The sequence below is a fragment of the Vibrio owensii genome, assembly GCF_002021755.1.
In the GTDB taxonomy this organism is placed as follows: Bacteria; Pseudomonadota; Gammaproteobacteria; order Enterobacterales; family Vibrionaceae; genus Vibrio; species Vibrio owensii.
Map to the genome: position 1 here is coordinate 2,990,631 of NZ_CP019959.1, position 24,462 is coordinate 3,015,092.

Annotated in this window: 25 protein-coding genes; 20 read left to right on the forward strand and 5 right to left on the reverse strand. The window is 44.8% G+C overall.

The window, feature by feature from the left end; translation table 11 throughout:
• Window positions 1–555 precede the first annotated feature (555 nt).
• Window positions 556–1,500 carry a 23S rRNA pseudouridine(955/2504/2580) synthase RluC gene (gene rluC, locus A9237_RS13780; protein WP_078608381.1) on the forward strand — a complete coding sequence of 315 codons (945 nt, stop codon included), beginning with the start codon at window positions 556–558 and terminating at the stop codon, window positions 1,498–1,500.
• Between the two features lie 375 nt (window positions 1,501–1,875).
• Here the strand turns inward: rluC and A9237_RS13785 are convergent, their stop codons facing one another.
• Window positions 1,876–2,457: a Maf family protein gene (locus A9237_RS13785; protein WP_078608382.1), complete on the reverse strand. Its 582-nt coding sequence runs from the start codon at window positions 2,455–2,457 to the stop codon at window positions 1,876–1,878.
• Between the two features lie 149 nt (window positions 2,458–2,606).
• On the opposite strand from A9237_RS13785, the gene yceD reads away from it, so the two are divergent.
• From yceD to A9237_RS13860, 15 genes are all read left to right on the forward strand, one after another.
• Window positions 2,607–3,131, forward strand: coding sequence for a 23S rRNA accumulation protein YceD (yceD, locus tag A9237_RS13790; RefSeq protein ID WP_005439592.1), 525 nt, complete (start codon window positions 2,607–2,609; stop codon window positions 3,129–3,131).
• A gap of 59 nt (window positions 3,132–3,190) precedes the next feature.
• The gene (gene rpmF / locus A9237_RS13795) at window positions 3,191–3,361 is read left to right on the forward strand and encodes a 50S ribosomal protein L32 (protein ID WP_005396978.1); all 171 of its coding nucleotides are present in this window, start codon (window positions 3,191–3,193) and stop codon (window positions 3,359–3,361) included.
• 10 nt (window positions 3,362–3,371) lie between these two features.
• The gene (gene plsX, locus A9237_RS13800) at window positions 3,372–4,397 is read left to right on the forward strand and encodes a phosphate acyltransferase PlsX (protein ID WP_009707030.1); all 1,026 of its coding nucleotides are present in this window, start codon (window positions 3,372–3,374) and stop codon (window positions 4,395–4,397) included.
• A 5-nt stretch (window positions 4,398–4,402) separates the two neighbouring features.
• Window positions 4,403–5,353 (forward strand): beta-ketoacyl-ACP synthase III, encoded by a 951-nt coding sequence (locus A9237_RS13805; protein ID WP_009707029.1) that lies wholly within the window; start codon window positions 4,403–4,405, stop codon window positions 5,351–5,353.
• Between the two features lie 75 nt (window positions 5,354–5,428).
• Entirely contained in the window at window positions 5,429–6,352 is a 924-nt protein-coding gene (gene fabD / locus A9237_RS13810) for an ACP S-malonyltransferase (RefSeq protein ID WP_009707028.1), read from the forward strand.
• Window positions 6,353–6,386: 34 nt separating this feature from the next.
• Complete coding sequence (fabG, locus tag A9237_RS13815; protein ID WP_005444803.1) at window positions 6,387–7,121, forward strand: 3-oxoacyl-ACP reductase FabG; 735 nt, start codon at window positions 6,387–6,389, stop codon at window positions 7,119–7,121.
• Window positions 7,122–7,366: 245 nt separating this feature from the next.
• On the forward strand, window positions 7,367–7,600 hold the full coding sequence (gene acpP / locus A9237_RS13820; protein WP_004406112.1) for an acyl carrier protein: 234 nt from the start codon (window positions 7,367–7,369) through the stop codon (window positions 7,598–7,600).
• 93 nt (window positions 7,601–7,693) lie between these two features.
• Window positions 7,694–8,941: a beta-ketoacyl-ACP synthase II gene (fabF, locus tag A9237_RS13825; protein ID WP_009707027.1), complete on the forward strand. Its 1,248-nt coding sequence runs from the start codon at window positions 7,694–7,696 to the stop codon at window positions 8,939–8,941.
• Window positions 8,942–9,048: 107 nt separating this feature from the next.
• Complete coding sequence (pabC, locus tag A9237_RS13830) at window positions 9,049–9,864, forward strand: aminodeoxychorismate lyase (RefSeq protein WP_078608383.1); 816 nt, start codon at window positions 9,049–9,051, stop codon at window positions 9,862–9,864.
• Entirely contained in the window at window positions 9,861–10,877 is a 1,017-nt protein-coding gene (gene mltG, locus A9237_RS13835; protein WP_038896032.1) for an endolytic transglycosylase MltG, read from the forward strand. Before pabC ends, mltG begins: the two co-directional genes overlap by 4 nt.
• A complete protein-coding gene (tmk, locus tag A9237_RS13840) occupies window positions 10,874–11,506 on the forward strand; it encodes a dTMP kinase (RefSeq protein WP_045411765.1) in 633 nt (210 codons plus the stop codon). Before mltG ends, tmk begins: the two co-directional genes overlap by 4 nt.
• A gap of 24 nt (window positions 11,507–11,530) precedes the next feature.
• Window positions 11,531–12,493, forward strand: coding sequence for a DNA polymerase III subunit delta' (locus A9237_RS13845; RefSeq protein ID WP_005439578.1), 963 nt, complete (start codon window positions 11,531–11,533; stop codon window positions 12,491–12,493).
• Window positions 12,484–13,251, forward strand: a complete 768-nt coding sequence (locus tag A9237_RS13850; RefSeq protein ID WP_078608384.1) for a TatD family hydrolase — start codon at window positions 12,484–12,486, stop codon at window positions 13,249–13,251. The genes A9237_RS13845 and A9237_RS13850 overlap by 10 nt, the downstream gene beginning before the upstream one ends.
• Window positions 13,252–13,696: 445 nt before the next feature.
• Complete coding sequence (gene ptsG, locus A9237_RS13855) at window positions 13,697–15,127, forward strand: PTS glucose transporter subunit IIBC (protein ID WP_005439576.1); 1,431 nt, start codon at window positions 13,697–13,699, stop codon at window positions 15,125–15,127.
• A 310-nt stretch (window positions 15,128–15,437) separates the two neighbouring features.
• Window positions 15,438–15,839: a hypothetical protein gene (locus A9237_RS13860; RefSeq protein WP_009707021.1), complete on the forward strand. Its 402-nt coding sequence runs from the start codon at window positions 15,438–15,440 to the stop codon at window positions 15,837–15,839.
• A 68-nt stretch (window positions 15,840–15,907) separates the two neighbouring features.
• Here the strand turns inward: A9237_RS13860 and A9237_RS27145 are convergent, their stop codons facing one another.
• From A9237_RS27145 to A9237_RS13870, 3 genes are all read right to left on the reverse strand, one after another.
• A complete protein-coding gene (locus A9237_RS27145; protein ID WP_005536518.1) occupies window positions 15,908–16,006 on the reverse strand; it encodes a MetS family NSS transporter small subunit in 99 nt (32 codons plus the stop codon).
• The gene (locus tag A9237_RS13865) at window positions 16,006–17,466 is read right to left on the reverse strand and encodes a sodium-dependent transporter (protein ID WP_045411760.1); all 1,461 of its coding nucleotides are present in this window, start codon (window positions 17,464–17,466) and stop codon (window positions 16,006–16,008) included. Before A9237_RS13865 ends, A9237_RS27145 begins: the two co-directional genes overlap by 1 nt.
• Window positions 17,467–17,947: 481 nt before the next feature.
• A complete protein-coding gene (locus tag A9237_RS13870; RefSeq protein WP_078608385.1) occupies window positions 17,948–18,538 on the reverse strand; it encodes an outer membrane protein in 591 nt (196 codons plus the stop codon).
• 127 nt (window positions 18,539–18,665) lie between these two features.
• On the opposite strand from A9237_RS13870, the gene cydH reads away from it, so the two are divergent.
• Window positions 18,666–18,758, forward strand: coding sequence for a cytochrome bd-I oxidase subunit CydH (gene cydH, locus A9237_RS27150; RefSeq protein ID WP_005444835.1), 93 nt, complete (start codon window positions 18,666–18,668; stop codon window positions 18,756–18,758).
• Between the two features lie 18 nt (window positions 18,759–18,776).
• Window positions 18,777–19,922 carry a patatin-like phospholipase family protein gene (locus A9237_RS13875; RefSeq protein ID WP_078608386.1) on the forward strand — a complete coding sequence of 382 codons (1,146 nt, stop codon included), beginning with the start codon at window positions 18,777–18,779 and terminating at the stop codon, window positions 19,920–19,922.
• Between the two features lie 67 nt (window positions 19,923–19,989).
• Here the strand turns inward: A9237_RS13875 and pyk are convergent, their stop codons facing one another.
• A complete protein-coding gene (gene pyk / locus A9237_RS13880; RefSeq protein WP_020196406.1) occupies window positions 19,990–21,432 on the reverse strand; it encodes a pyruvate kinase in 1,443 nt (480 codons plus the stop codon).
• 319 nt (window positions 21,433–21,751) lie between these two features.
• Here pyk and mlc point away from each other — a divergent pair, with 319 nt between their 5' ends.
• Together mlc and A9237_RS13890 are read left to right on the forward strand one after the other, a co-directional pair.
• Window positions 21,752–22,969 carry a sugar metabolism global transcriptional regulator Mlc gene (gene mlc / locus A9237_RS13885; RefSeq protein WP_009707015.1) on the forward strand — a complete coding sequence of 406 codons (1,218 nt, stop codon included), beginning with the start codon at window positions 21,752–21,754 and terminating at the stop codon, window positions 22,967–22,969.
• Between the two features lie 231 nt (window positions 22,970–23,200).
• Entirely contained in the window at window positions 23,201–24,157 is a 957-nt protein-coding gene (locus A9237_RS13890) for a chemotaxis protein CheV (protein WP_045411754.1), read from the forward strand.
• The last annotated feature ends 305 nt before the right edge of the window (window positions 24,158–24,462 follow it).

A 24,462-nucleotide genomic window follows, 5' to 3' on the forward strand; every position in this document is an offset into this window, starting at 1 on the left:
GGCTTATATTTTGCAGCCTCCCGGCTGGAAGGGGATGCTCTAGGGCACTTCAGTCATCACAAATTCTTTTGGGTTTCGTTGGAAACGGAAACTTGTGACCCGCTATATCGGGCGGTAGATACTCAACGTGAATATGCGAGGAGTAGAGTGACAAGTGTGTTGAACTCAATGTGTCTTACGCCAATGCTGCACCTGACATTCAACAACCTACTCACATTGCTTGGGGATAAATGATTGGTAATGAACAAAATGTAACCAAACCTTCCTTAGCAGCTGTGAACTATAGCAGCGCAGGTTGATATCAGCAATCTGCTTTAGCGCAAACGATGGAAAATTTGGCGCTAAATTCAAATTTTGTAATTTATAACTGGCTGTTTCATAAGCACTTGAGTCTCGCAAACTGAGAAAGACGAGAAACAAATAGAGAAGTTGATAAAGACTTTTAATAATCTAAACAAAAGCTTGGCGTGTTTTGGAACTATTTATGACAACAAGTGTTTCTTTTGCGGCAAGAATAATGTGAAGTCGTACAGATTTGAGTTTACAATAGCGCCCATGAGCGAAATAAGAACACAAGTCCAGTTCGTTGATATCGACGAAGATATGGCGGGTCAACGCATTGATAATTTCTTGCGTAACCAATTAAAAGACATCCCAAAGAGCATGATTTACCGAATCGTGCGCAAGGGAGAAGTGCGCGTAAACAAAAAGCGCATTAAGGCAGAGTACAAACTAAAAGCAGGCGATCTTGTCCGTATTCCTCCGGTTACGGTAGAAAAGAAAGAGGACGACGTCGCGCCGAGCACGAAGCTAAACAAAGTGGCAGAGTTGGAAGACAAGATCATTTTTGAAGATGATCATCTATTGATTCTCAACAAGCCATCTGGCACAGCAGTGCACGGCGGCAGTGGATTAAAGTTTGGTGCGATTGAAGCACTTCGAGCATTACGACCACAAGCTCGCTTTCTTGAACTCGTTCACCGTATCGACCGTGATACATCTGGCATCTTGCTGGTTGCGAAGAAGCGTTCTGCGTTACGTCATTTACAAGCACAGTTCCGTGAAAAGACAGTGAAGAAGTTCTACTTCGCGCTTGTCATGGGTGAGTGGAAAAACAGCTGCAAAGTCGTTAATGCGCCACTGCTTAAAAACGAAGTGAACAGTATTGTACGAGTGAATCCAAACGGCAAACCGTCTGAGACGCGTTTTAAAGTATTGGAGAAATTCGAACAAGCAACGTTAATTCAAGCAAGTCCAATTACTGGACGTACTCACCAGATTCGTGTGCACACTCAATACACGGGGCATCCGATTGCATGGGATGACCGTTATGGCGATCGCCGTTTTGATGCGTACACAGGTCAGGTTGGTTTGAACCGTTTGTTCCTACACGCAGCGAACATCAAGTTCCAGCACCCGTCGAATGATGAGTGGATGGAAATCAACGCGCCGATGGAAGCAAAATTAGAGAAAGTCTTAGCGGGGTTGCGTAACAAGTAGAGGCAAGCGTATCTACATCCTTCGGGGCTGCAAAAAGCTATGTAAAAGCCGATGTTAATACATCGGCTTTTTTGATCGTAGAAAGCTTTTTAGAGAGTGGCGGCAGCTTTGTCTATTGAGTTATGAGAACTTTGTGCTCAGCAGTACCGTTGAAAGAGATCCCCAACTCGCTCGTTCCTCACTCTTGAGGATGACGTGCAGTGAATTCTGAATTTAAGTGGGTTATGACTTACTTTTTGATGGATGAGCTTAAACGACGTCATTCCCGAAAGCGACGAAGGAGCGTTGTCGGGAATCTCTGCTTGAGATGCAAAGTCATTAGCTTGATGACTGCTTACACCGTCCATATCAACCCTTTGGAGTCTTCTGTATTCCCTACAAAACCTCTAAACCTTGTTTTTGCAGCATATCGATCAAATCAATAAGTGGCAGGCCGACTAACGTATTCGGATCTTTGCCGACTAACTTCTTAAACAGGCAAATTCCCATCCCTTCGCTTTTAAAACTACCAGCACAGTAAAAAGGTTCTTCTCTGTCTACATAACGTTCAATCTGTTCACGCGTCAAATCTCTAAAGTGAACTTCAAAAGTATCGAAGCTGACTTCGGTATGATTAGCTGCTGTGTTGTGGACAGCAAGTCCGGTATAAAAAGTGATGGTTTTACCGCTTTGAGCCAATAATTGTTTGATGGCGTTTTCTCGGTTTAACGGTTTACCAACGATATTGCCGTTAATGACACACACTTGGTCACTGCCAATGACCAAACTGTCATGGGTTGTGTCACAAGAAGTGGCTTTACCAATAGCAAGCCGTTGTACCAGTTCTAAAGGTGTTTCGTTAGCTAAAGGGGTCTCATCGCAGTTGGGTGACAAGCAAGTAAAAGGCACTGCTAGTTTTTCCAGCAGTTGTTTACGAAAAGGGGAGGTTGAGGCTAAAACCAGTTGGTAATTTTTCATTTTGAATTACAATTCGCACAAGCATTTCCAATAGGATAATCGATCAAAATCGATTCTGGCTAATGCTCTCTATATTAAGCGTAAAAAAGTACAACTTTTTTGCCTTTTTCTTTGACTAATTTTGATTTGGAAGATAATATTCGCGCCCTATGCAAAAGGTAAAAATACCGCGAACGGTTGATCCGGCGAAGTCCGCACAGAAACGATTAGATTACGATGGCATCATCCAAGCTAGTCTTTTCAAGCGCTTAGCGGAAACAACTGAAGGCGTAAAACGCGACGCAGAAGTCTCATTGTCATTTGATATTGATGAACAGCGACTTGTTGTTATCTCTGGTAAAGCTAACATCGAAGTCGATTTAGAGTGTCAGCGTTGTAATGAGGTATTCACACATCCGTGTGAAGTTGAATTCCTTTACACTCCTTACTACGGTGAGAAGACAGAAGAGGAAGCACCAGAAATTTATGATTTGGTAGATCTAAATGAGTACGGTGAATTAGACCTTATACAACTAGTTGAAGACGAGTTCATCTTAACATTACCTCAAATCGCAATGCACGATGAAGCGGATTGTAGCGTTGATTCAAATAACATGGTTTTTGGTGAGATTCCTGAAGAAATTGAGGAAGAAAAACCGAATCCATTCGACGTTTTGAAAAATCTGAAAAAGTAACTGGTGTGGTAGCCGCTTCTTCTTTAGGTTTTTAACCCAATAGTATAGGAGTAGGGTCAATGGCCGTACAGAAAAACCGTAAAACTCGTTCTAAGCGCGGTATGCGTCGTTCACACGATGCGCTAACTACAGCTGCACTATCTGTAGACGCGACTTCTGGTGAAACTCACCTACGCCACAACGTAACTGCTGAAGGTTACTACCGTGGTCAAAAGGTTATCAACAAGTAAGGTTGAACCTTTGCAAAGTATTACCGTTGCACTTGATGCAATGGGCGGGGATTTCGGTCCACGCGTAACAGTGCCTGCCGCCGTGCAGGCACTGTCTCATTTCCCAGAGCTAAAAGTGATTCTTATAGGTGATCAACCTCTGATCACGTCTCAATTATCTCAACTAGGTACCTCTACCAGTTCTCGTTTAAGCATTCTTCATAGCGAGAAAGTAATTTCTAATTCAGAAAAACCGTCTTTAGCATTACGTAATAGCCAAAATAGCTCCATGCGTATGGCCATTGATCTGGTCTCTGATAACGAAGCAGATGCGTGTGTGAGCGGTGGTAACACCGGAGCCTTGATGGCGCTCTCACGATTCATTCTTAAACTGCTTCCTGGTATTGAGCGTCCTGCTTTAGTTTCCGCATTACCTACCATTAGTGGCAAACGTACTTGGATGTTAGATCTTGGTGCGAATGTATCTTGCGATGCAGACAGCTTATTTCAATTTGCAGTGATGGGCAGTGCGTTAGCCGAGGAACACCTCGGTCATCCACCTCGTGTGGCGGTGCTGAATATTGGTGCTGAAGAAATTAAAGGAAACGATTTAGTCAAACGCTGTGCAGAAATGCTTTCTCAAACCGACGCAATTAATTTTGTGGGTTATATTGAAGGTAATCAAATTTTGCATGACGTTGCCGATGTCATTGTTTGTGATGGCTTTGTCGGTAACGTATGCTTAAAAGCCAGCGAGGGAACAGCGCAACTCTTTATCGAAAAACTAAAAACCAGCATGATGGCATCAACGATAAAGGGATGGATTGCTAGAAAACTGTTTTCTCGGCTATTTAATGAACTAAAAACACTGAACCCCGACCAGTATAACGGCGCAAGTTTGCTAGGATTGCGCGGCATTGTCATAAAAAGCCATGGAAGTGCGGATGTATCTGCGATTGTCAATGCACTTGGCGAGGCAGTACACGAGGTCAAACGACAAGTACCAAGCCGTATTAGCGATCGTTTGGAAGCGGTTTTACTCGAGAGGCATTATTAGTCTTCATGTATAGCAAAATTTTAGGTACTGGCAGCTACCTGCCATCTCAGGTGCGTACTAACGCAGACCTAGAGAAAATGGTAGATACAAGTGATGAGTGGATCGTAGCTCGTACTGGTATTAAAGAGCGTCGAATTGCAGCAGAAGATGAAACTGTTGCGGACATGGCATTCTACGCAGCTGAAAACGCTATCGATATGGCCGGCATTGATAAAAATGATATCGACCTAATTATCGTTGCTACTACTAGCAGTAGCCATACTTTCCCTTCATCTGCGTGTCAGGTGCAAGGAAAGCTTGGCATTAAAGGTTGTCCTGCATTCGACTTAGCCGCTGCTTGTTCAGGTTTTGTATACGCATTATCTGTTGCTGACCAACACATCAAATCTGGCATGTGCAAAAACGTGCTTGTGATTGGTGCAGACGCATTGTCGAAAACATGTGACCCAACGGATCGCTCAACCATCATCTTGTTTGGTGATGCTGCGGGTGCCGTTGTTCTTGGTGCAAGCGAAGAGCCTGGCATTATTTCTACGCACATATATTCAGACGGCCAGTTTGGTGATCTATTGAGCCTTCCTGTTCCTGAACGTGGTAAAGATGCAAATAAATGGCTTCATATGGCCGGTAACGAGGTATTCAAAGTAGCCGTTACTCAGCTATCAAGGCTGGTTAAAGACACGCTTGAAGCGAACGATATGCACAAGTCTGAATTAGACTGGTTGGTTCCGCACCAAGCGAACTACCGCATTATTTCAGCGACAGCGAAAAAGCTTTCGATGTCACTAGACCAAGTCGTGATCACACTTGATAAACACGGCAACACATCAGCAGCAACCGTGCCAACAGCACTGGATGAGGCGGTACGTGATGGTCGTATTAAACGTGGTCAAACTCTACTTCTTGAAGCGTTTGGCGGCGGATTCACTTGGGGTTCTGCCCTGGTGAAATTCTAAGTTTCACAAGATTCAAAATTTAAGATGCGCTACGGTGCATCTTATTTCTTTTTACTTTGCTTAAAGGAAAACAACATGAGCAAGTTTGCTATCGTATTTCCAGGCCAAGGTTCACAAGCTGTAGGTATGCTTGCTGATCTAGGCGAACAATATGACGTAGTAAAACAAACATTTGCAGAAGCATCTGACGCACTAGGTTACGACCTATGGGCGCTTGTTCAAAATGGACCTGCAGAAGATCTAAACCAAACTTTCCGTACTCAACCGGCTTTGCTAGCGTCATCTGTTGCTATCTGGCGTGTATGGCAAGAGCTTGGTCTTGAGCAACCAGCAAACCTAGCGGGTCACAGCCTAGGTGAGTACTCAGCGCTTGTGTGTGCTGGCGTGATTGACTTTAAAGAAGCAATCAAACTGGTTGAGCTACGTGGTCAACTGATGCAAGAAGCGGTACCTGCGGGTACTGGCGCAATGTACGCGATCATCGGCCTAGATGACGAAGCAATTGCAAAAGCTTGTGAAGAAGCAGCGCAAGGTGAAGTCGTTTCTCCAGTAAACTTCAACTCACCTGGTCAAGTTGTTATCGCAGGTAGTAAAGACGCGGTAGAACGTGCTGGTGCACTATGTAAAGAAGCAGGTGCTAAGCGTGCACTTCCTCTTCCTGTGTCAGTACCTTCACACTGCGCACTAATGAAGCCAGCAGCAGAGAAACTAGCCGTTGCGCTAGAGTCTATCGAATTCAATACACCACAACTTCCTGTTATCAACAACGTTGATGTGGCGGCTGAAACTGATCCGGCAAAAATCAAAGACGCACTTGTTCGTCAACTTCATAGCCCAGTTCGTTGGACTGAGAGCGTGCAGTTAATGAGCGAACAAGGCGTAGAGAATCTTCTTGAGCTTGGCCCTGGCAAAGTACTGACAGGTCTGACTAAACGTATCGTGAAAACACTAAGCGCAGCAGCAGTTAACGACGTAGCGTCGCTAGAAGCCGCTAAGTAATCTGTTCACGATAAGAAAAGGAAAACACAACATGATGAATCTAGAAGGTAAGATCGCTCTAGTGACAGGCGCGAGCCGTGGCATTGGTCGTGCGATTGCTGAACTTCTTGTTGAGCGCGGTGCAACGGTAATCGGTACTGCAACTTCAGAAGGTGGCGCAGCGGCTATCAGCGAATACCTAGGTGAAAACGGTAAAGGTCTAGCACTTAACGTAACTGACGTTGAGTCTATCGAAGCAACCCTAAAAACCATCAACGATGAGTTTGGTGCAATCGATATTCTAGTAAACAACGCTGGTATCACACGCGATAACCTACTAATGCGTATGAAAGATGACGAGTGGAACGACATCATCAACACAAACCTAACGCCAATCTACCGCATGTCTAAAGCGGTTCTACGCGGCATGATGAAAAAACGCGCTGGTCGCATCATCAACGTAGGTTCTGTCGTTGGTACTATGGGTAACGCTGGTCAAACTAACTATGCAGCAGCGAAAGCAGGCGTTATCGGTTTCACTAAATCGATGGCTCGTGAAGTAGCTTCTCGTGGCGTAACAGTAAACACAGTCGCACCTGGTTTCATCGAAACTGACATGACTAAGGCGCTAAATGATGACCAACGTGCAGCAACGTTGTCGAACGTGCCGGCAGGTCGTCTAGGTGACCCACGTGAAATTGCATCAGCAGTTGTATTCCTAGCTTCACCTGAAGCGGCTTACATTACTGGTGAAACTTTGCATGTAAATGGTGGCATGTACATGGTTTAATGCACAGTTCGTGCAAAATAAGCTGTTTTAGTTTGTGAAAAATAGCCTATAGTTGCTGTTAACTGTCATTAAGTTGTCATGCTCATGCGCAAGATTTGTGCATGATTTAAGTCAAAAATGTATTGAAATTCGGTTAAATTCGCTAATTTTGTGGTTTGACCAGCAAGGACCCCCTTGCAACTTTCAATAGTTCGAATAAACTACGGAATCATCGCATTAGGCGAAATCTGTAAAGGAAAAGAAAAATGAGCAACATCGAAGAACGCGTAAAGAAAATCATTGTTGAACAGCTAGGTGTAGACGAAGCAGAAGTTAAAAACGAAGCTTCATTTGTTGACGATCTAGGTGCTGATTCTCTAGACACTGTAGAGCTAGTAATGGCTCTAGAAGAGGAATTCGACACTGAGATTCCTGACGAAGAAGCTGAGAAAATCACTACTGTTCAAGCTGCAATCGACTACGTAAACAGCGCTCAGTAATTATCTCTCCCAGGCGGTCTCCTAGACCGCCTGTGTTCTTTCTAACTTCTTCTATCCTCTCATAGAAACATTCAATTCCCGGAGAATTATATCGTGTCCAAGCGTCGTGTAGTTGTCACAGGCATGGGTATGTTGTCACCGGTAGGCAACACAGTAGAATCATCTTGGAAAGCCCTGCTAGAAGGTCAAAGCGGTATCGTGAACATCGAGCATTTCGATGCAACGAACTTCTCGACTCGTTTTGCTGGTCTTGTGAAAGATTTTGATTGCACAGAGTACATGTCTAAGAAAGATGCTCGTAAAATGGATTTATTCATCCAGTACGGCATTGCAGCGGGTATCCAAGCACTGGATGACTCTGGCTTAGAAATTACCGAAGAAAACGCAGCTCGAGTTGGTGTAGCAATCGGCTCAGGCATCGGCGGTCTAGACCTAATCGAAACAGGCCATACAGCGCTTGTTGAAAAAGGTCCTCGCAAAGTTAGCCCATTTTTTGTTCCTTCGACCATCGTAAACATGGTTGCAGGTAACCTATCTATCATGCGTGGTCTTCGTGGTCCAAACATCGCGATCTCTACGGCATGTACTACAGGTCTACACAACATCGGCCACGCAGCGCGTATGATTGCATACGGTGATGCTGAGGCGATGGTTGCTGGTGGTTCAGAGAAAGCATCTACACCACTAGGTATGGCTGGTTTCGGTGCAGCAAAAGCACTTTCAACTCGTAACGATGAGCCTCAAAAAGCGTCTCGTCCATGGGATAAGGGCCGTGATGGCTTTGTTCTTGGTGACGGTGCGGGCATGATGGTTCTTGAAGAGTACGAACACGCAAAAGCACGTGGCGCTAAGATCTACGCAGAGCTAGTAGGCTTTGGTATGTCTGGTGACGCTTACCACATGACTTCTCCAAGTGAAGATGGTTCAGGTGGCGCTCTAGCAATGGAAGCGGCAATGCGTGACGCAAACATCACTGGTACTCAAGTTGGTTACGTGAACGCTCACGGTACATCGACACCAGCTGGTGATGTGGCTGAGATCAAGGGTGTTAAACGTGCTCTTGGTGAAGAAGGCTCTAAGCAAGTATTAGTATCTTCAACTAAATCTATGACTGGTCACCTTCTAGGTGCTGCTGGCTCAGTTGAAGCGATCATCACAGTTCTTTCTTTGGTAGACCAAATCGTTCCACCAACGATCAACCTAGATGATCCAGAAGAAGGTCTAGATATCGATCTTGTTCCGCATACAGCGCGCAAAGTTGATATGGAATACGCAATCTGTAACTCGTTCGGCTTCGGCGGTACAAACGGTTCGCTAGTATTCAAAAAATTCGCTGAGTAAAAATCTCTAACACTGTTTTAGAGAAGCGATACTTGTATTCTGACGGCTCGATGCTTAGCATTGAGCCGTTTTGTTTTATATGTCGATCGGAAAGTAAAGGTATCTGAATGTTCTGGGTCAATGGATTGCCACAAACACACATTTCGCTTGGCGACCGCTCGTTTCAATATGGCGATGGCTGTTTCACCACTATTAAAACTAAGAAGGGTGAATTAGAGCACTGGCAAACGCATGTTGAGCGAATGGAAGCGTGCCTAAAAACATTACACATCCCTTTTCCCGATTGGAACCAGGTGTTCGATTGGGTAATGAAAGCGGTGTTGAATGACGATCTTGCCGGAATCAAAATTCATATCAGTCGCGGCACTGGAGGGCGAGGGTATAGTCCTAGCGGTATCGAAGGGCCCGTCGTGACTATTTCGAATTTTGCATTTCCTTCTCATTACTCTTCATGGCAAGAAAATGGCGTGCCCTTAGGGGTTTGTGAAACCCGTCTAGGCATTCAACCGCTTCTGGCTGGCCACAAGCACAATAACCGTATCGAACAGGTTCTCGCAAAAGCGGAAATTGAAGGCTCGGAATTTACCGATGCTGTGACGTTAAATGTGCAAAATCATGTCATTGAAACTACAATGGCAAACCTTTTTTGGGTTAAAGATAAAAAGGTATACACACCCGATTTGAGTTTGTCTGGTGTGGCTGGCGTAATGCGCCGTAAGGTATTGGAATTTCTCCAAACCAATGGCTACCCAGTGCAGGTAGCAACATTCGAACTCTCTGATTTGCTTAATGCAGACGAGGTGTTGATGTGTAACTCACTATTAGGTGTGGCACCGGTCAGCGGTATTTCGACACCAGATAACAAGATTGACTTTCCAATAGGAAAATTGACTCGACGACTTCAAGGGAATCTAAATTCGTGATTAAAAAACTGTTTGCTTTTGTTGTACTGATTGCCGTTATTGGTGCAGCAGGTGTTTTTTACGTTGTTTCACAGACTAAGCAATATGTTAACTCGCCAATTCTGATAGAGCAGCCTCAGCTGTTTACCGTAGAAAATGGCACCAGCTTTCACCGAGTGATGCGTGATCTTGTAAAAGACGACATCATAGAAGCTTCTGATTACATTCGTTTAATGCCCCACCTTTACCCAGAGCTTCTTCAGGTGCGAGCAGGCACTTACCAACTTGAGCCAAAAGTTTCGCTTTATCAAACGTTAGAACAGCTCAATACCGGCAAAGAGCATCAATTTGCGATTACTTTTGTCGAAGGCAGTCGTTTCTCTGAGTGGGTTGAACAGCTAAGGGCTGCACCTCATGTAAAACATGACTTAACTGGTTTGTCTGAAAAAGAAATGGCAGAAAAGCTAGGTATTGAGCGTGAGAAGCTTGAAGGTTTATTCCTTGCGGAGACTTACCACTACACTGCTGGCGCAAGTGAAAGTCAGATCTTAGAGCGTGCACACAGCAAGCTAAACAAGATTCTTGATGAACAATGGGAAGCGCGTCAGGACAAGTTACCACTGAAAGATAAATACGAAGCGCTGATCTTGGCTTCTATTATTGAGAAAGAGACGGCAATTGATGCTGAGCGCGAACGTGTTGCATCGGTATTTGTTAACCGCCTCAACAAACGTATGCGTTTGCAAACTGACCCAACCGTTATCTACGGTATGGGGGATGCGTACGATGGCAATATCCGTAAGAAAGATTTGCGTACACCAACGCCATACAACACATACACCATTAATGGGTTACCACCAACGCCAATCGCTATGGCCGGTGAAGCATCTATTGAAGCTGCTCTCAACCCTGAGAACAGTAATTACCTATATTTTGTAGCAAGTGGAAAGGGTGGACATGTGTTTTCGAAATCCCTTGCTGAGCACAACCGTGCTGTACGTGCCTATTTAAGAGAACTAAGAAAGAACAAATGATGAAAGCAAACTTTATTGTCGTTGAGGGCCTAGAGGGCGCGGGTAAAAGCACTGCGATCAAAACCGTTTTAGATACGCTGAAAGCTGCAGGTATCAAAGATATCGTTAATACTCGTGAACCTGGCGGTACGCCGCTAGCAGAGAAGATGCGTGCACTAGTAAAAGAAGAGCACGAAGGTGAAGATCTAAAAGACATGACTGAATTGCTTTTGCTTTATGCAGCACGAGTTCAGTTAGTTGAGAACGTGATTAAGCCAGCGCTAGCAAACGATCAATGGGTAGTTGGCGACCGCCATGATTTGTCTTCTCAAGCTTACCAAGGTGGTGGCCGCCAAATCGACGCATCACTGATGAAGAACCTGCGAGATACAACTCTAGGTGAGTTTAAGCCTGCATTCACATTGTACATGGATATTGATCCTCGAGTTGGACTTGAACGTGCTCGTGGACGTGGCGAACTAGATCGTATTGAAAAAATGGACATCAGCTTCTTTGAACGCACGCGTGAGCGTTACTTAGCGCTGGCTAATGCCGATGATTCCATCGTGGTGATCAACGCTGAGCAGTCGATTGAAGAGGTTGCACAAGACATCAAAGCTGCGCTAAACGAATGGCTAGCGTCACTGTAAGCAGAATGTGGATTGAGGTCGCTCATGTTAAATGACTTTCCATGGTTACTACCCGTTTGGGATAATCTCAAAACAAGCTTGGATTCAGAACGAATTCCGGGCGCACTGCTGCTGCAAAGTGACAAGGGATTAGCGGTAGAGAAGCTGGTTGAGCTCTTTAGTCACTCGTTGCTGTGTCAAAATTACACCAGTGAAGCGTGTGGCTTCTGCCATAGTTGCCAGTTGACTCAATCTCATAGCCATCCTGATTTACACTGGATTAAGCCAGAGAAAGAAGGAAAGTCGATCACCGTTGACCAGATTCGAGCATGTAATCGGCTTGCGCATGAATCTTCACAACTAAACGGTTATCGCGTGTTCATCATAGAGCCAGCCGATGCGATGAATGAGTCTGCGTCCAATGCGTTGTTGAAAACACTCGAAGAGCCGGGACAGAAATGCTTGTTCTTGCTCGTGACGCATAACCAAGAGCGATTGCTGCCAACTATCCAGAGTCGTTGCCAACAATGGGTGGTGACACCACCATCAACAGAGCAGGCGATGAATTGGATGAGCGAGCAGGGAGCATCACAAGTACCAGCTTATGCGCTTAAACTGAATTTAGGGTCGCCAATTAATACCCTAGAAGCGGTGAAAAGTGGTGAGCTTGATGAGTACCAAGCGTTTGAGCGTTGTTTTATTGAGACGCTATCTTCGCCGGTATCAGATGTATTCCAGTGTGCATCGTTAATGGCAAAGAACCCAGACAAAGCATTCGACTGGGCTTGGTATCTATTAACGGACGCTCAGAAAGCCCAATTTGGGGTGGCGGAAGCGGCTCAACTTCCGGGCGCAACTCTGTTCCCAACACACAGTTATGACGGTTTATACCTGGCGTCGAAGAAGCTGCTTGAGCTAAAAGGGCAAATTCAACGCTTTCCAGGCTTGAACCTTGAACTACTATCAATGAATTGGTTAATTGAATCACGAGAGGCATTATGTTCGTAGATTCGCACTGTCATCTAGACAAACTGAATTACGATGATCTTCACATCAATGTTGAAGACGTTATTAACAAAGCAAAACAAGCGAACGTAAAAGAGCTACTGTCGGTAGGCGTTACGTTAGATTCATTTCCAAAAATGTTGGAAATGATTACGACATACGACAACGTTTATGCGTCTTGCGGTGTGCATCCGCTTGATGTGGAGAGCGCGTTCTCTATGGAGACCTTACGTCAACACGCTTCGCACGAAAAAGTGGTAGCGATTGGTGAAACAGGTCTGGATTATCACTACAAACCAGAGACTGCAGCGCTGCAAAAAGAGCGTTTTGAACAGCAGGTAGATTTAGCGGTGGAGTTTAACAAGCCGCTTATCATTCATACCCGTAACGCTCGTGAAGATACATTAGAAATTCTACGCAATGGTGGCGCTGAAAAATGTGGTGGTGTGATCCACTGCTTTACCGAAGATCTACCATTTGCAGAAGCTGCATTAGATTTAGGGTTCTACATCTCAATTTCGGGCATTGTAACCTTCCGTCAGGCGACAGAATTGAAAGAAGTCGTGAAAGCTTTGCCTTTAGAAAAGCTGCTTATTGAGACGGATTCTCCATATTTAGCGCCCGTTCCACATCGTGGAAAAGAGAACCAACCAGCCTATGTTGTCGAAGTTGCAGCCTATATTGCACAGCTAAAAGGATGCTCCATTGCTGAAGTAGGGCAAAAAACAACCGAAAACTTCCGAAATCTTTTTTTGCGATGAAAAATCAATAGACGGTTTAAAAAAGGGGCTATTGCCCCTTTTTTGTTTAGAAATACGCCAAAAAGATCATTTAGTTTAATGTTTACTAAATTTGTTGATTTAACCGCAATCAAATCTCTCAAATGTAATTTTGTTACTAAAAATAACATCGGTCTTTATTTTATTTACGCCTTAAAATTAATTATGTTGATAATAAAATCGTTATAAAACAGTAATATAAGTTTAATGCAAACCTTTTCATCTACTGTTTTTGGGTGTGATCTGCGGCTTGTTTTGAAACTAAATTTCGTAACTGTGTGGAAAGTTTGAGGGTCATCAATATATATTTAGAGCCGGAAAATATAATGCAACGTGTGGTTACATTTTCATTGGGTGCTAACATTTAGGCTACGGGGGTGTGCCGTTAGTGCCCAAATAATACTTATAATTTATCAGGAGCATAAACATGTTTAAGAACCTTTTTGCAAACCTGCAAAAAGTTGGTAAAGCTCTGATGCTACCAGTATCAGTGTTGCCAGTCGCAGGTATCCTACTAGGTGTTGGTGCTGCCCACCTAAGCTTCATTCCAGAGGTTGTTTCTAACCTAATGGAACAAGCTGGTGGTTCAGTATTCGGCCAAATGGCACTTCTATTTGCTGTTGGTGTAGCACTTGGCTTCACAAACAACGACGGTGTAGCAGGTCTTGCTGCAATCGTTGGTTACGGCATCATGACAGCAACGCTTGGCGTTATGGCTGGCATCATGGGCGTTGAGAAAATCGATACAGGTGTACTAGGTGGTATCCTTGTCGGTGGTGTTGCTGCTTGGGCATTCAACCGTTTCTTCAAAATCCAACTTCCAGAGTACCTTGGCTTCTTCGCTGGTAAGCGTGCTGTGCCAATCATCACTGGTTTCGCTGCGATCATCCTAGGTGTTGTACTATCTATCGTATGGCCACCAATCGGCGGTGCAATCTCTGCATTCTCTGACTGGGCTGCGCACCAAAACCCACAACTTGCGTTCGGTATCTACGGCGTAGTTGAGCGTTCTCTAATCCCATTCGGTCTACACCACGTATGGAACGTACCATTCTTCTTCGAAGCAGGTACTTGTGTAAACGCTGCTGGTGAAACTCAAAACGGCGTACTAACTTGTTACCTAGTTGCAGATGATGCTTCTCGCGCTGCTGGTAATGGCTTCGGTCAGCTAGCGGGTGGTTACATGTTCAAGATGTTCGGTCTACCAGCTGCAGCAATCGCTATTGCTCACTGTGCTAAACCAGAAAACCGCGCGAAAGTAATGGGTATCATGGCGTCAGCTGCTCTGACTTCATTCCTAACAGGTATTACTGAGCCAATCGAATTCTCATTCCTATTCGTTGCTCCTGTACTATACGGTATCCACGCTCTACTAGCTGGTTCTGCATACGTTGTTGCTAACACTCTAGGCTTCGTACACGGTACATCATTCTCACACGGTCTGATCGACTTCCTAGTTCTATCTGGCCACGCTCAGAAGATGGGTCTGATGGTAGCTGTTGGTCTAGTTTACGCAGTAATCTACTACGTAGTATTCCGCACAGTAATCACTGCTCTTGACCTTAAAACTCCAGGTCGTGAAGACGAATCTGAAGAAGCTGTTGCAACTTCTGGTTCTGACATGGCAGGTGAGCTTGTTGCAGCATTCGGCGGCAAAGCAAACATCACTGGTCTAGACGCATGTATCACTCGTCTACGTGTAGCAGTAGCTGACACAGCTGCAGTTGACCAAGACAAACTAAAACAACTAGGCGCTGCTGGTGTTGTAGTTGTAGCAGGTGGTGTTCAGGCTATCTTCGGTACTAAGTCTGACAACCTGAAAACTGAAATGGATGAGTGGATTCGTAACCACGGCTAATCTCAGTCATTCATAAGAAAAAGGGGGCTTCGGCCTCCTTTTTGCTTTCTGTATCTTTCCCTTCATACCTCTCCAGTATTTATTCTTCTCTAATCTCTAATCTCTAATCTCTAATCTCTAATCTCTAATCTCTAATCTCTAACCTCTAATCTTTTTCTCACTAGCACTTACTTTTGGTGTTCTAGCCGTGATCTCACGCTCACCCTTACGTTTGTGGCTTTTTTCGTACGTCATTCTTACTCATTACTGACACAACAAAATGACAACATGTTTGAATTATGCACGCTGTTTTTTTAAGTGGGGAAAGGCTGTGAAAAAGCGAATTTTATTGGCGGCAACAATGCTGCCGAGTGCCGTAATGGCGGCGGATGGAGCGAAGAATTTTTCTGTTGGTATGGCGGTCGATCAAGAGCTCAGCGTTGTCGTTGAAATTGATGACAAGTACCGCGGTATTATTGGTAACGATGGTATGGCGTTTGATTACATAGCGAAGCGCGGTACATTTGATCAAAGCATGCCATTAACTTGGTATGTCGGTGTTGGTGGCTGGTACGAGTGGGATGATGAATTCGGTGTTCGCGTCCCACTGGGTTTAAATTGGGATCTATCAAAAGGCTGGGATCTGTACGCGCAAATCCATCCTGAAGTGGACTTCTACAAAGGGCCTGATCTGCAAATCGGTGGGGCGCTTGGTATCAAGTACAATTTCTAATAGACACAAAAATGCCGGCACTGAGCCGGCATTTTGTTTTTGAGCCTTAATTTCGCTGGCAGTTAGCTTTACTGCTGTTTATTCATTGCTCGTTTGATGCATACCGCAGCGCCACCCCAAGTGATGCCAAGTCCGATAACCATCATGATGATTGCACTTGTAGTCATTATGCTTTCTCCTTGCTCGCTACGTTAATCAATACGCCAAACACAAACAGTGCGGCAATCATTACCCAACCCAGCGTTAGGTCGTAGCCACCGTAACCTTCTGTTAGAAGTGCGTACAGCTTGGTTGCCAAGATAACTGCTAACATGATTGGTGTGACAAAGCGTAAACAGATTTCGAACCATTGACCAACAGAGAAGTCAGAGCGCTCGTTTACGTAGTTACGAACTTCAGGCACTTGTTTCAACAACCAAGCCATTAGAACGATTTCTACTAGGCCGCCAACCATAATTCCAACGTTGTTTGCGAAGTGGTCGACAAGGTCCAGCAGAAGCAATCCGCCGTTGGTCGCGAATGCCATCGAGACAACAAATCCAATACCAATCACTACGTTTGCAGCTTTCTTACGGCTCCATTTTAATTTGTCGATAACGGCTGAGGTTACCGCTTCCATGATTGAGATGTGCGAGCTTAAGCCTGCAACAACCAAAGCAAAGAAGAACAGGGGACCAAGGATGTATGGCGCTGGTAGTAGGTTAATTGCCGCAGGTAACGTCACAAATGCCAAGCCCACACCCGCAGAGACTACCTCAGTAAGCGGTTTGCCTTGTTCTTGAGCCATATAACCCAATACCGAGAAAATCATGATACCGGCAAGGATAGAGAAGCCACAGTTGATCAATACCGTCATGAAGGCGTTGTTGGTGATGTCTGATTTCTCTGGCAGATAGCTCGAGTAAGCCAGCATGATGGCAAAGCCGATACTTAGTGTGAAGAAGATCTGACCGTAAGCCGCTGCCCACACTTTTACGTCCCAGATTTTGCTGAAGTCTGGTTCGAACATGTAGTTCACACCGTCTAGCGCACCAGGAAGGAAAATCATGCGACCGATCAAGAAGATCACCATAATGAACAATATAGGCATCATGATCTTAGATGCGCGTTCAATACCTGATTTAACACCGCTCACAATCGCAGTATAGGTAATTGCCCAAGCAATAAGCATAGATACGGCGATCTTCCATTGAATGCTACCTAAATCCGTTGGAGAGTTATCACCAAGTTTTAGGTATTCACTAAAGAAGAAGGCGTTGGTATCGGAACCCCAACTTTGAGTGAACGACATCCCAAAGTAAGAAATTGCCCAACCAATAACCGCAACATAGTAAACGGCGATGACGGCAGCAACACCAACTTGGAACCAACCAAGCCATTCAAATTTTGCGTGGATTTTTGCCAATGTTTTTGGTGCAGAACCGCGGTATTTTTGACCCATACTGAACTCAAGGATCATGAATGGAATACCTGCGGTGATCATGGCGAAAAGGTAAGGAATAAAAAAGGCACCGCCGCCATTCTCATAGGCCATGTATGGGAAACGCCAGATGTTACCCAAGCCGATAGCTGATCCGACTGCTGCTAAGATGAATCCCGCGCGGGATCCCCATTGTTCTCGCTTCATATTTGACTCCTGTACAACTCCCTAAGGAATGAAGCTCTTCTCGGCAACGTGCAACACCAGCAGAGCAAAGAGCAACTGTTATCCATCAGTTTTCTGCTCGATGTTCGGTATTGTTATAAAATTCTGGTGTTTTGCTTTGTGTTACCTAACAAGAAATAGAATTAAATGCTTTAAATTTTGATGTGTGTTTGCAAAAGCTGAAATATTCTTCTGCTTTCTGTGTTCAGACTAACTTTTTACATTATTTAGCGCAATAGATTCTAAATGTTAATGTCGATATTTTATCTGGTTTAAATATTGTTAATTAGTGATTTGGTAGGCTATCTGATCGGTAAAGTTAGGTAGGTTTTGAAATAAATGACTGTATGGTCGATGTGATCTTGGTCAAATAAACTCTTTTTGGCTATTAGGGTGTATCTCTGTGTTAGACACACCCAATAGAGAATATTTCGTTAAAACGACACATTAGAAGTGAAAGTCGTTAGAAACGGAAACGAAAGCCAATGTTGGATTGGAATTGGTTCATCCAGTCGGTTTCAAACTTGATGATACAAGACGAACCGTCCGTTGGTACGACGCAAGCTCCTGAGGTGTCGTTGTCTACAACTGTGCCTAACCAACGGATTTGCGCGGTCATTGCAAAGGTTTTCGAGAATTCGTACTCAAGGCCGGCGAATGCACTACCAGAAAAACCATATTTGTCGTTTACCCAGTCTACGTCGGCGTATGACGCGCCTATGCCCAATCCAACGTAGGTTTGCCAGCCCTGAGCGAGAGGGTAGTAAATGCTGCTTTGAAATTGAAGATAGTGAATGTCTGCAGAGTTATTAATGTCTTGCATTTCTGACGACTGATTGGAATAGAAAAAACCGATGCGGCCCATCTCAAAAGGGGTTTCAACTGACAAAGCATAATTGATTGAAGGGTCTAAGTCGTAGGTGCGGTCATTCTCGTCCTCTACTTTACCGCCTCCTGTAAAGCCGACATAGGGCGTGACGATAACCGTCGCTTGAGCAGCCATAGAACAGCTCAATAATATACTCCCAACTAGCCAGCCAATTTTATAGTTCATTTGCTATCTCCTTATTATGACTAAGCTAATTGTGATGCCTTAGCCAAAATCGTGCGACTAAATTAGGCAATTCTTGAACATAATTCACACTGGTGTTATTAATTTGTTACAACCAAAGGAGGTGTCTATGGAACACGATCTAAAATCAGCCCTACTCATCGTCGTTACAGTATTCGCAGTTTTACTCTCTTTCGGCATCATTGCGATTACTACGGCTTAATGCATTGGCGATACGCCTATGACACGCAACAGCGGTATTATCACTGATCGCCATGCAGAGCTCGACATTGAGATGTATGAGCGCTACAGAAATGGCAAAACTGCCCTTGTCGCACAAGGAGGAGGGCAGAGAGGGATTTTTACCGCTGGAGTGTTGGATGCATTCCTTCTTTCCAATTTCGATCCATTCGATGAATTCTATGGCACATCAGCCGGAGCTCTGAATTTGTGTGCTTACCTTTGTCGCCAACACGGCATGGGCAAGGCTTTCATTACGGATCTCACTACTTCCAACGAATTCTTTAATCTTTTCCGTTATATCCGCAAGAAGCAATATTTGGGCTTGGAATGGGCCTTAGAGCGCATTCAAGATTACCCTTATAAACTTGACCTCGATATGGGGAAAACTGCGCTAGGGGCCCGTAGTGCGTTTGCTGCGGTGACAAATGTCGATACTCTTTCTGATCAATATCTACCGATACTTGGTGGGGACTGGGTCAATACCATGGTTGCCACTTGTGCGATCCCTAAATTGTATCAGGGACCTGTGGATGTAAATGGACATCCTTATGTTGATGGTGGGGTCTCTGCCTCGATTCCTGTGCAAGAAGCATGGAGAAAGAATGCACGTAACATCATTGTGATCCGCACGGAGCCTTTCTCTGAAGCAGAAGCCAAAGTACAAGCCGAGATTGGTGAAGAGGGTATCAAATGGTACCGCGAGTCGATTAACTCTGTGCAAGAGTCTTGGCAACACAAAGTTCACCAATGGAAAGAGGATTGGAGTAGCTTCTTACAGCAGAAAATTAATGCGGCTCATCAATCGAAATTGTCGGGTAGAAAGCTGCTCAATGGCGGACGCTGGTTGTTTGGGGCGGATAATCTTTATCGCTTGAGCCACCTGATTGGTGAAAACTTCGATTCTGGATTGGCTGACATGTTGATGATTCACTACCAAACCTTCGAATTGACGCAAGCGTTCTTAACCGCTCCGCCCGATGACACCTTTATTTTGCAATTGGCACCTAAAGAAGAGTTACAGTCATCGTCTTTGTTGAGCGATCCAGAAGCGTTAGAGCACGATTATCAACTTGGTCTGCAAACGGGTTTCAATCTGATTCAACTCTATGACAAATTGAACATAGATGGTCGAGAAACGGCTTAGATTGAAATCAAGTATCTGAAAAAGAAAAGGCTCCGTGTGGAGCCTTTTATGGTTTTTTGGGAAAGTATTAAGCGGACAAAATACGCATGCAGTTGGTTGAACCTACTACGTCCATCACATCACCTTGAGTGAAGATCACCAAGTCTCCTTCATCCAGTAACCCTTGCTCTTTCAAGGTCACGATCGCCGCATGAGCCGTCGTTAAGCCAGCACCGCCTTTGGAGTCAAAATACACAGGTGTGACGCCGCGATACAATGCCGCTCGGTTTAGTGTTGATTCATTACGCGACAGTGCGAAAATCGGCAAACCAGAGCTTAAGCGAGACATCATCAAAGCGGTTCGGCCTGATTCGGTCAGAGAAACCATCGCTTTAACACCTTCCATATGGTTGGCAGCATACATGGTCGACATAGCTATGGTCTCTTCTGCGGTTGCGAAGGTGCGGTCTAAGCGGTAGGTCGACAGGCTTGCTTCCGACATCTTCTCTGCACCTATACACACTTCAGCCATGGATTTCACGGTTTCCACTGGGTATAGACCCGCTGCGGTTTCACCAGAAAGCATCACAGCATCCGTGCCGTCTAGGACTGCGTTTGCCACATCCATGACTTCTGCACGAGTTGGCATTGGCGCAGCCATCATTGATTCCATCATTTGGGTCGCAGTAATCACGATACGGTTTAAGCTGCGAGCACGGCGAATCAGCTTCTTCTGTACACCGATAAGCTCTGGGTCACCAATTTCGACCCCCAAGTCGCCACGAGCAACCATAACAACGTCAGACGCTAAGATGATGTCATCAATGGATTCTGTGGTAGCGACGGTTTCAGCACGCTCCACTTTTGCCACGAGTTTCGCTTCAAGGCCTGCGTCTCGCGCCAAGCGACGAGCGTAATGCATATCTTCGCCATTGCGAGGGAATGAGATAGCGAGGTAATCGACTTTAATTTTGGCAGCGGTGAGGATATCTGCTTTGTCTTTTTCAGTAAGTGCATCCGCAGATAGGCCGCCGCCTTTTTTGTTGATGCCTTTGTTGTTGGAAAGAGGGCCACCGACCGTTACTCGGGTGTGGACTTTGTTGCCTTCAACGCTAGTCACTTGCAATTGCACGCGACCATCGTCAAGCAGCAAGATGTCATTAGGAGAGACGTCTTGTGGGAGCTCTTTGTAATCTAAGCCAACGGAGTCTTGATCGCCTTCGCCTTTTGGTAGGTCGCTGTCTAGCGTAAATTTATCGCCGACGTTGAGATGAATTTTGCCGTCTTTGAACGTGGAAACGCGAATTTTTGGACCTTGTAAGTCACCAAGTATCGCCACTTGGCGACCAAGCTTCGCCGCGATAGCTCTTACTTTTTCTGCACGTTGAACGTGGTCATCGCTGGTACCGTGTGAGAAGTTCATACGAACGACGTTTGCTCCAGCTTTGATTATCTCCTCAAGGACATTGTCTTTATCGGTTGATGGGCCAAGCGTTGTGACAATTTTTGTTCTTCTTAATATGGAAGTCATAGATTCTCCGAAGAATGCAGGTGTTGGACTAGATAACTCGAATTCTATTCTCGCTAAGTATATGCACAGTATGCGCAGATTGTTCGCATTTAGGTCAAAGTGCTGAAAAAACATTAAGGCGCAGGCTTTGTTACCTAATTTGATGAATAAAATAAGTTATTTTTCAAACAATTTAACAGGAGTAGATTTCTGGTTATTTGATTGAATACACAAACAAACATGTTTATACGTGATGCTTGTCACGGGGATTTATCAATTCACTTCACAATTACTTCGCAAAGTAAAAAAATTATCCCGTTATAGAATTTCGGAGTGCAAGATGTACATGGCTCAACCGGGCCATATTGATCATATCAAACAGGTCAATGCTGGTCGTGTATACAAACTAATTGACCTGAAGGGTCCAATATCTCGAATCGATTTGTCCAAGCAAAGTGAGCTTGCGCCTGCGAGTATCACTAAGATCACTCGAGAGTTGATTGAAGCCCATCTGATTCATGAAACTACTGTTCAGGAAGCGACGAGCCGTGGCCGTCCAGCAGTGGGTTTGCAGGTCAATAATGAAGGTTGGCAATTCTTGTCGATGCGTTTAGGTCGAGGTTATTTAACCATCGCACTGCACGAGCTTGGCGGTGATGTTCTTATCGATACCAAAATCGATATCCATGAACGCGACCAAGACGATGTACTTGAACGCTTACTCTACGAAATTGATGAATTCTTCCAAACCTACGCTGATCAACTCGATCGTGTCACCAGTATCGCGATTACTTTGCCTGGTCTGGTGAACTCAGAGCAGGGCATCGTATTGCAAATGCCGCACTACAATGTTGAGAACTTGGCGTTAGGCCCTGAAATCTATAAAGCAACGGGCTTACCTGTCTTTATTGCCAACGATACGCGTGCTTGGGCGCTGGCAGAGAAGCTGTTCGGACATTCTCAAGAGAACGATAACTCGGTACTTATCTCCATTCACCACGGTTTAGGTGCGGGTATCATCTTAGATGGTCGCGTGCTGCAAGGTCGTCACGGTAACATCGGCGAACTTGGCCATATCCAAATCGATCCAAACGGCAAGCGCTGTCATTGTGGCAACATTGGTTGTCTTGAAACGGTGGCGAGTTCGCAGGCAATCCGCGAAGAGGTGGTTACTCGTATTGCTAACGGTGAAGCTTCTATTCTTGCTGAGCACGAAGAAATGAGCATCGAGAGTATTTGTGAAGCGGCGGCGAACGGTGATCCTCTTGCGGTTGATGTGATTGAGAAACTGGGTCGCTATCTAGGCTCTGCGATTGCGATTGTAATCAACCTGTTCAACCCAGAGAAAATCTTGATTGGTGGGGTAATCAACCAAGCCAAAGATGTGCTTTATCCTGCGATTCGTCGTTGTATCGAAGAGCAAAGTTTACCTGTTTATCATCAAGACCTTGAGCTGGTGGAATCTCGTTTTTATAAGCAAGCGACGATGCCGGGTGCTGCGTTAGTGAAACAGGCGCTATACGATGGACAACTGTTGATGAAAGTGATTGAAGGTTAATCTTTCTTGCATCAACTCAACTTGAAGAAAAGGGTGAACGTTACAGTTCGCCCTTTTTTGATCTTCTCAGTGCCGAAAACGCCAATCTGGGCGCTGTTTCATTGCTATATCTATAGCATTAATGTAATTTTCGTAAGTAATGTAGAGCACTCATACAAAAGGTTTACTTTGTTGTTTCAACACGGTTTTCTGTAAAGAGTGATAGGTTGTCGTTCAAAGTTAGGTAGTGGTATGTCCGGAGTGTTAAATACGGTTGATCAGCGTACGAATCTAGTAGGTGAAAACCGACTGGAGCTTTTGCTGTTCACGCTGAATAGTCGCCAATTGTTTGCGATTAACGTTTTTAAAGTGAAAGAGGTGATTAAGTTGCCTCCACTGACTAAACTCCCGGGCTCTCATTACAACATCCGTGGTGTAGCGTCTTTGCGCGGCGAAGCCGTGCCTGTGATTGATCTGCGTTGCTCGATTGGTTTCCCACCACTGCGTGGCGAAGCAGAAGAAGAAAACTTGATCATCACCGAATACAACCGCTCTATTCAGGGTTTCCTTGTCGGGCCCGTGCGCAACATCATCAATACCGCTTGGACAGAGATTCAGCCGCCGCCATCGACATCTGGCCGCTCTAACTACCTAACAGCAATCACGCAAGTGAAGGACGGTGAGTCATCACAAATTGTTGAAATCATTGATGTAGAAAAAGTGTTGGCGGAAATCGTCCATTACGACGTCACTATTTCTGATGGCATTTTAGATCAAGAGCTAGCTCAAGCCATGATTGGTCGTAATGTTCTGATTGTTGATGATTCTTCAACGGCCCGTAATCAAGTGAAAGATACCTTGTCTCAGCTTGGTTTGAACATCATTGAATGCCGCGATGGTCTAGAAGCATTGACGGTCCTTAAACGTTGGTGTGATGAAGGTAAAGACGTCGAGAAAGAACTGCTGATGATGATCACGGATGCAGAAATGCCAGAAATGGACGGTTACAGACTGACGCATGAAGTGCGCTCTGATCCTCGAATGTCCAAACTGTTCATTACGCTGAACACCTCCTTAAGTGGTAGTTTCAACGAGGCCATGGTGCAGAAAGTGGGCTGCGACCGCTTTATTTCTAAGTTCCAACCGGATCTTCTCGTCGAAGTTTCACAAGATAGAATGCGTCAAGTTTTATATACGGGCGTTAATTAATCGGCGAAGAATTAATCCATAAGGGTAGGTGATTAATTGAACTGCGATTGCTATACTATTTTACATATTTCTGACAATGAAATATGTAGGTATATCACGTCACTTTTCACCTATTAACCTAGGGTACTTCCGTTTAATGATATGGCTAACATCTAAAGTCATTATGACTTTATCCTTGTTACTGTATAGGAAATACAAGAGTAAGCGTACGGAAACGATGGCTGAGGATTAATTCAGCAGAATCGAAAAGGGAGGTTTTACCTCCCTTTACTTTTTTCGGCGAAATGTGTTTTCCCGTCTCCAAA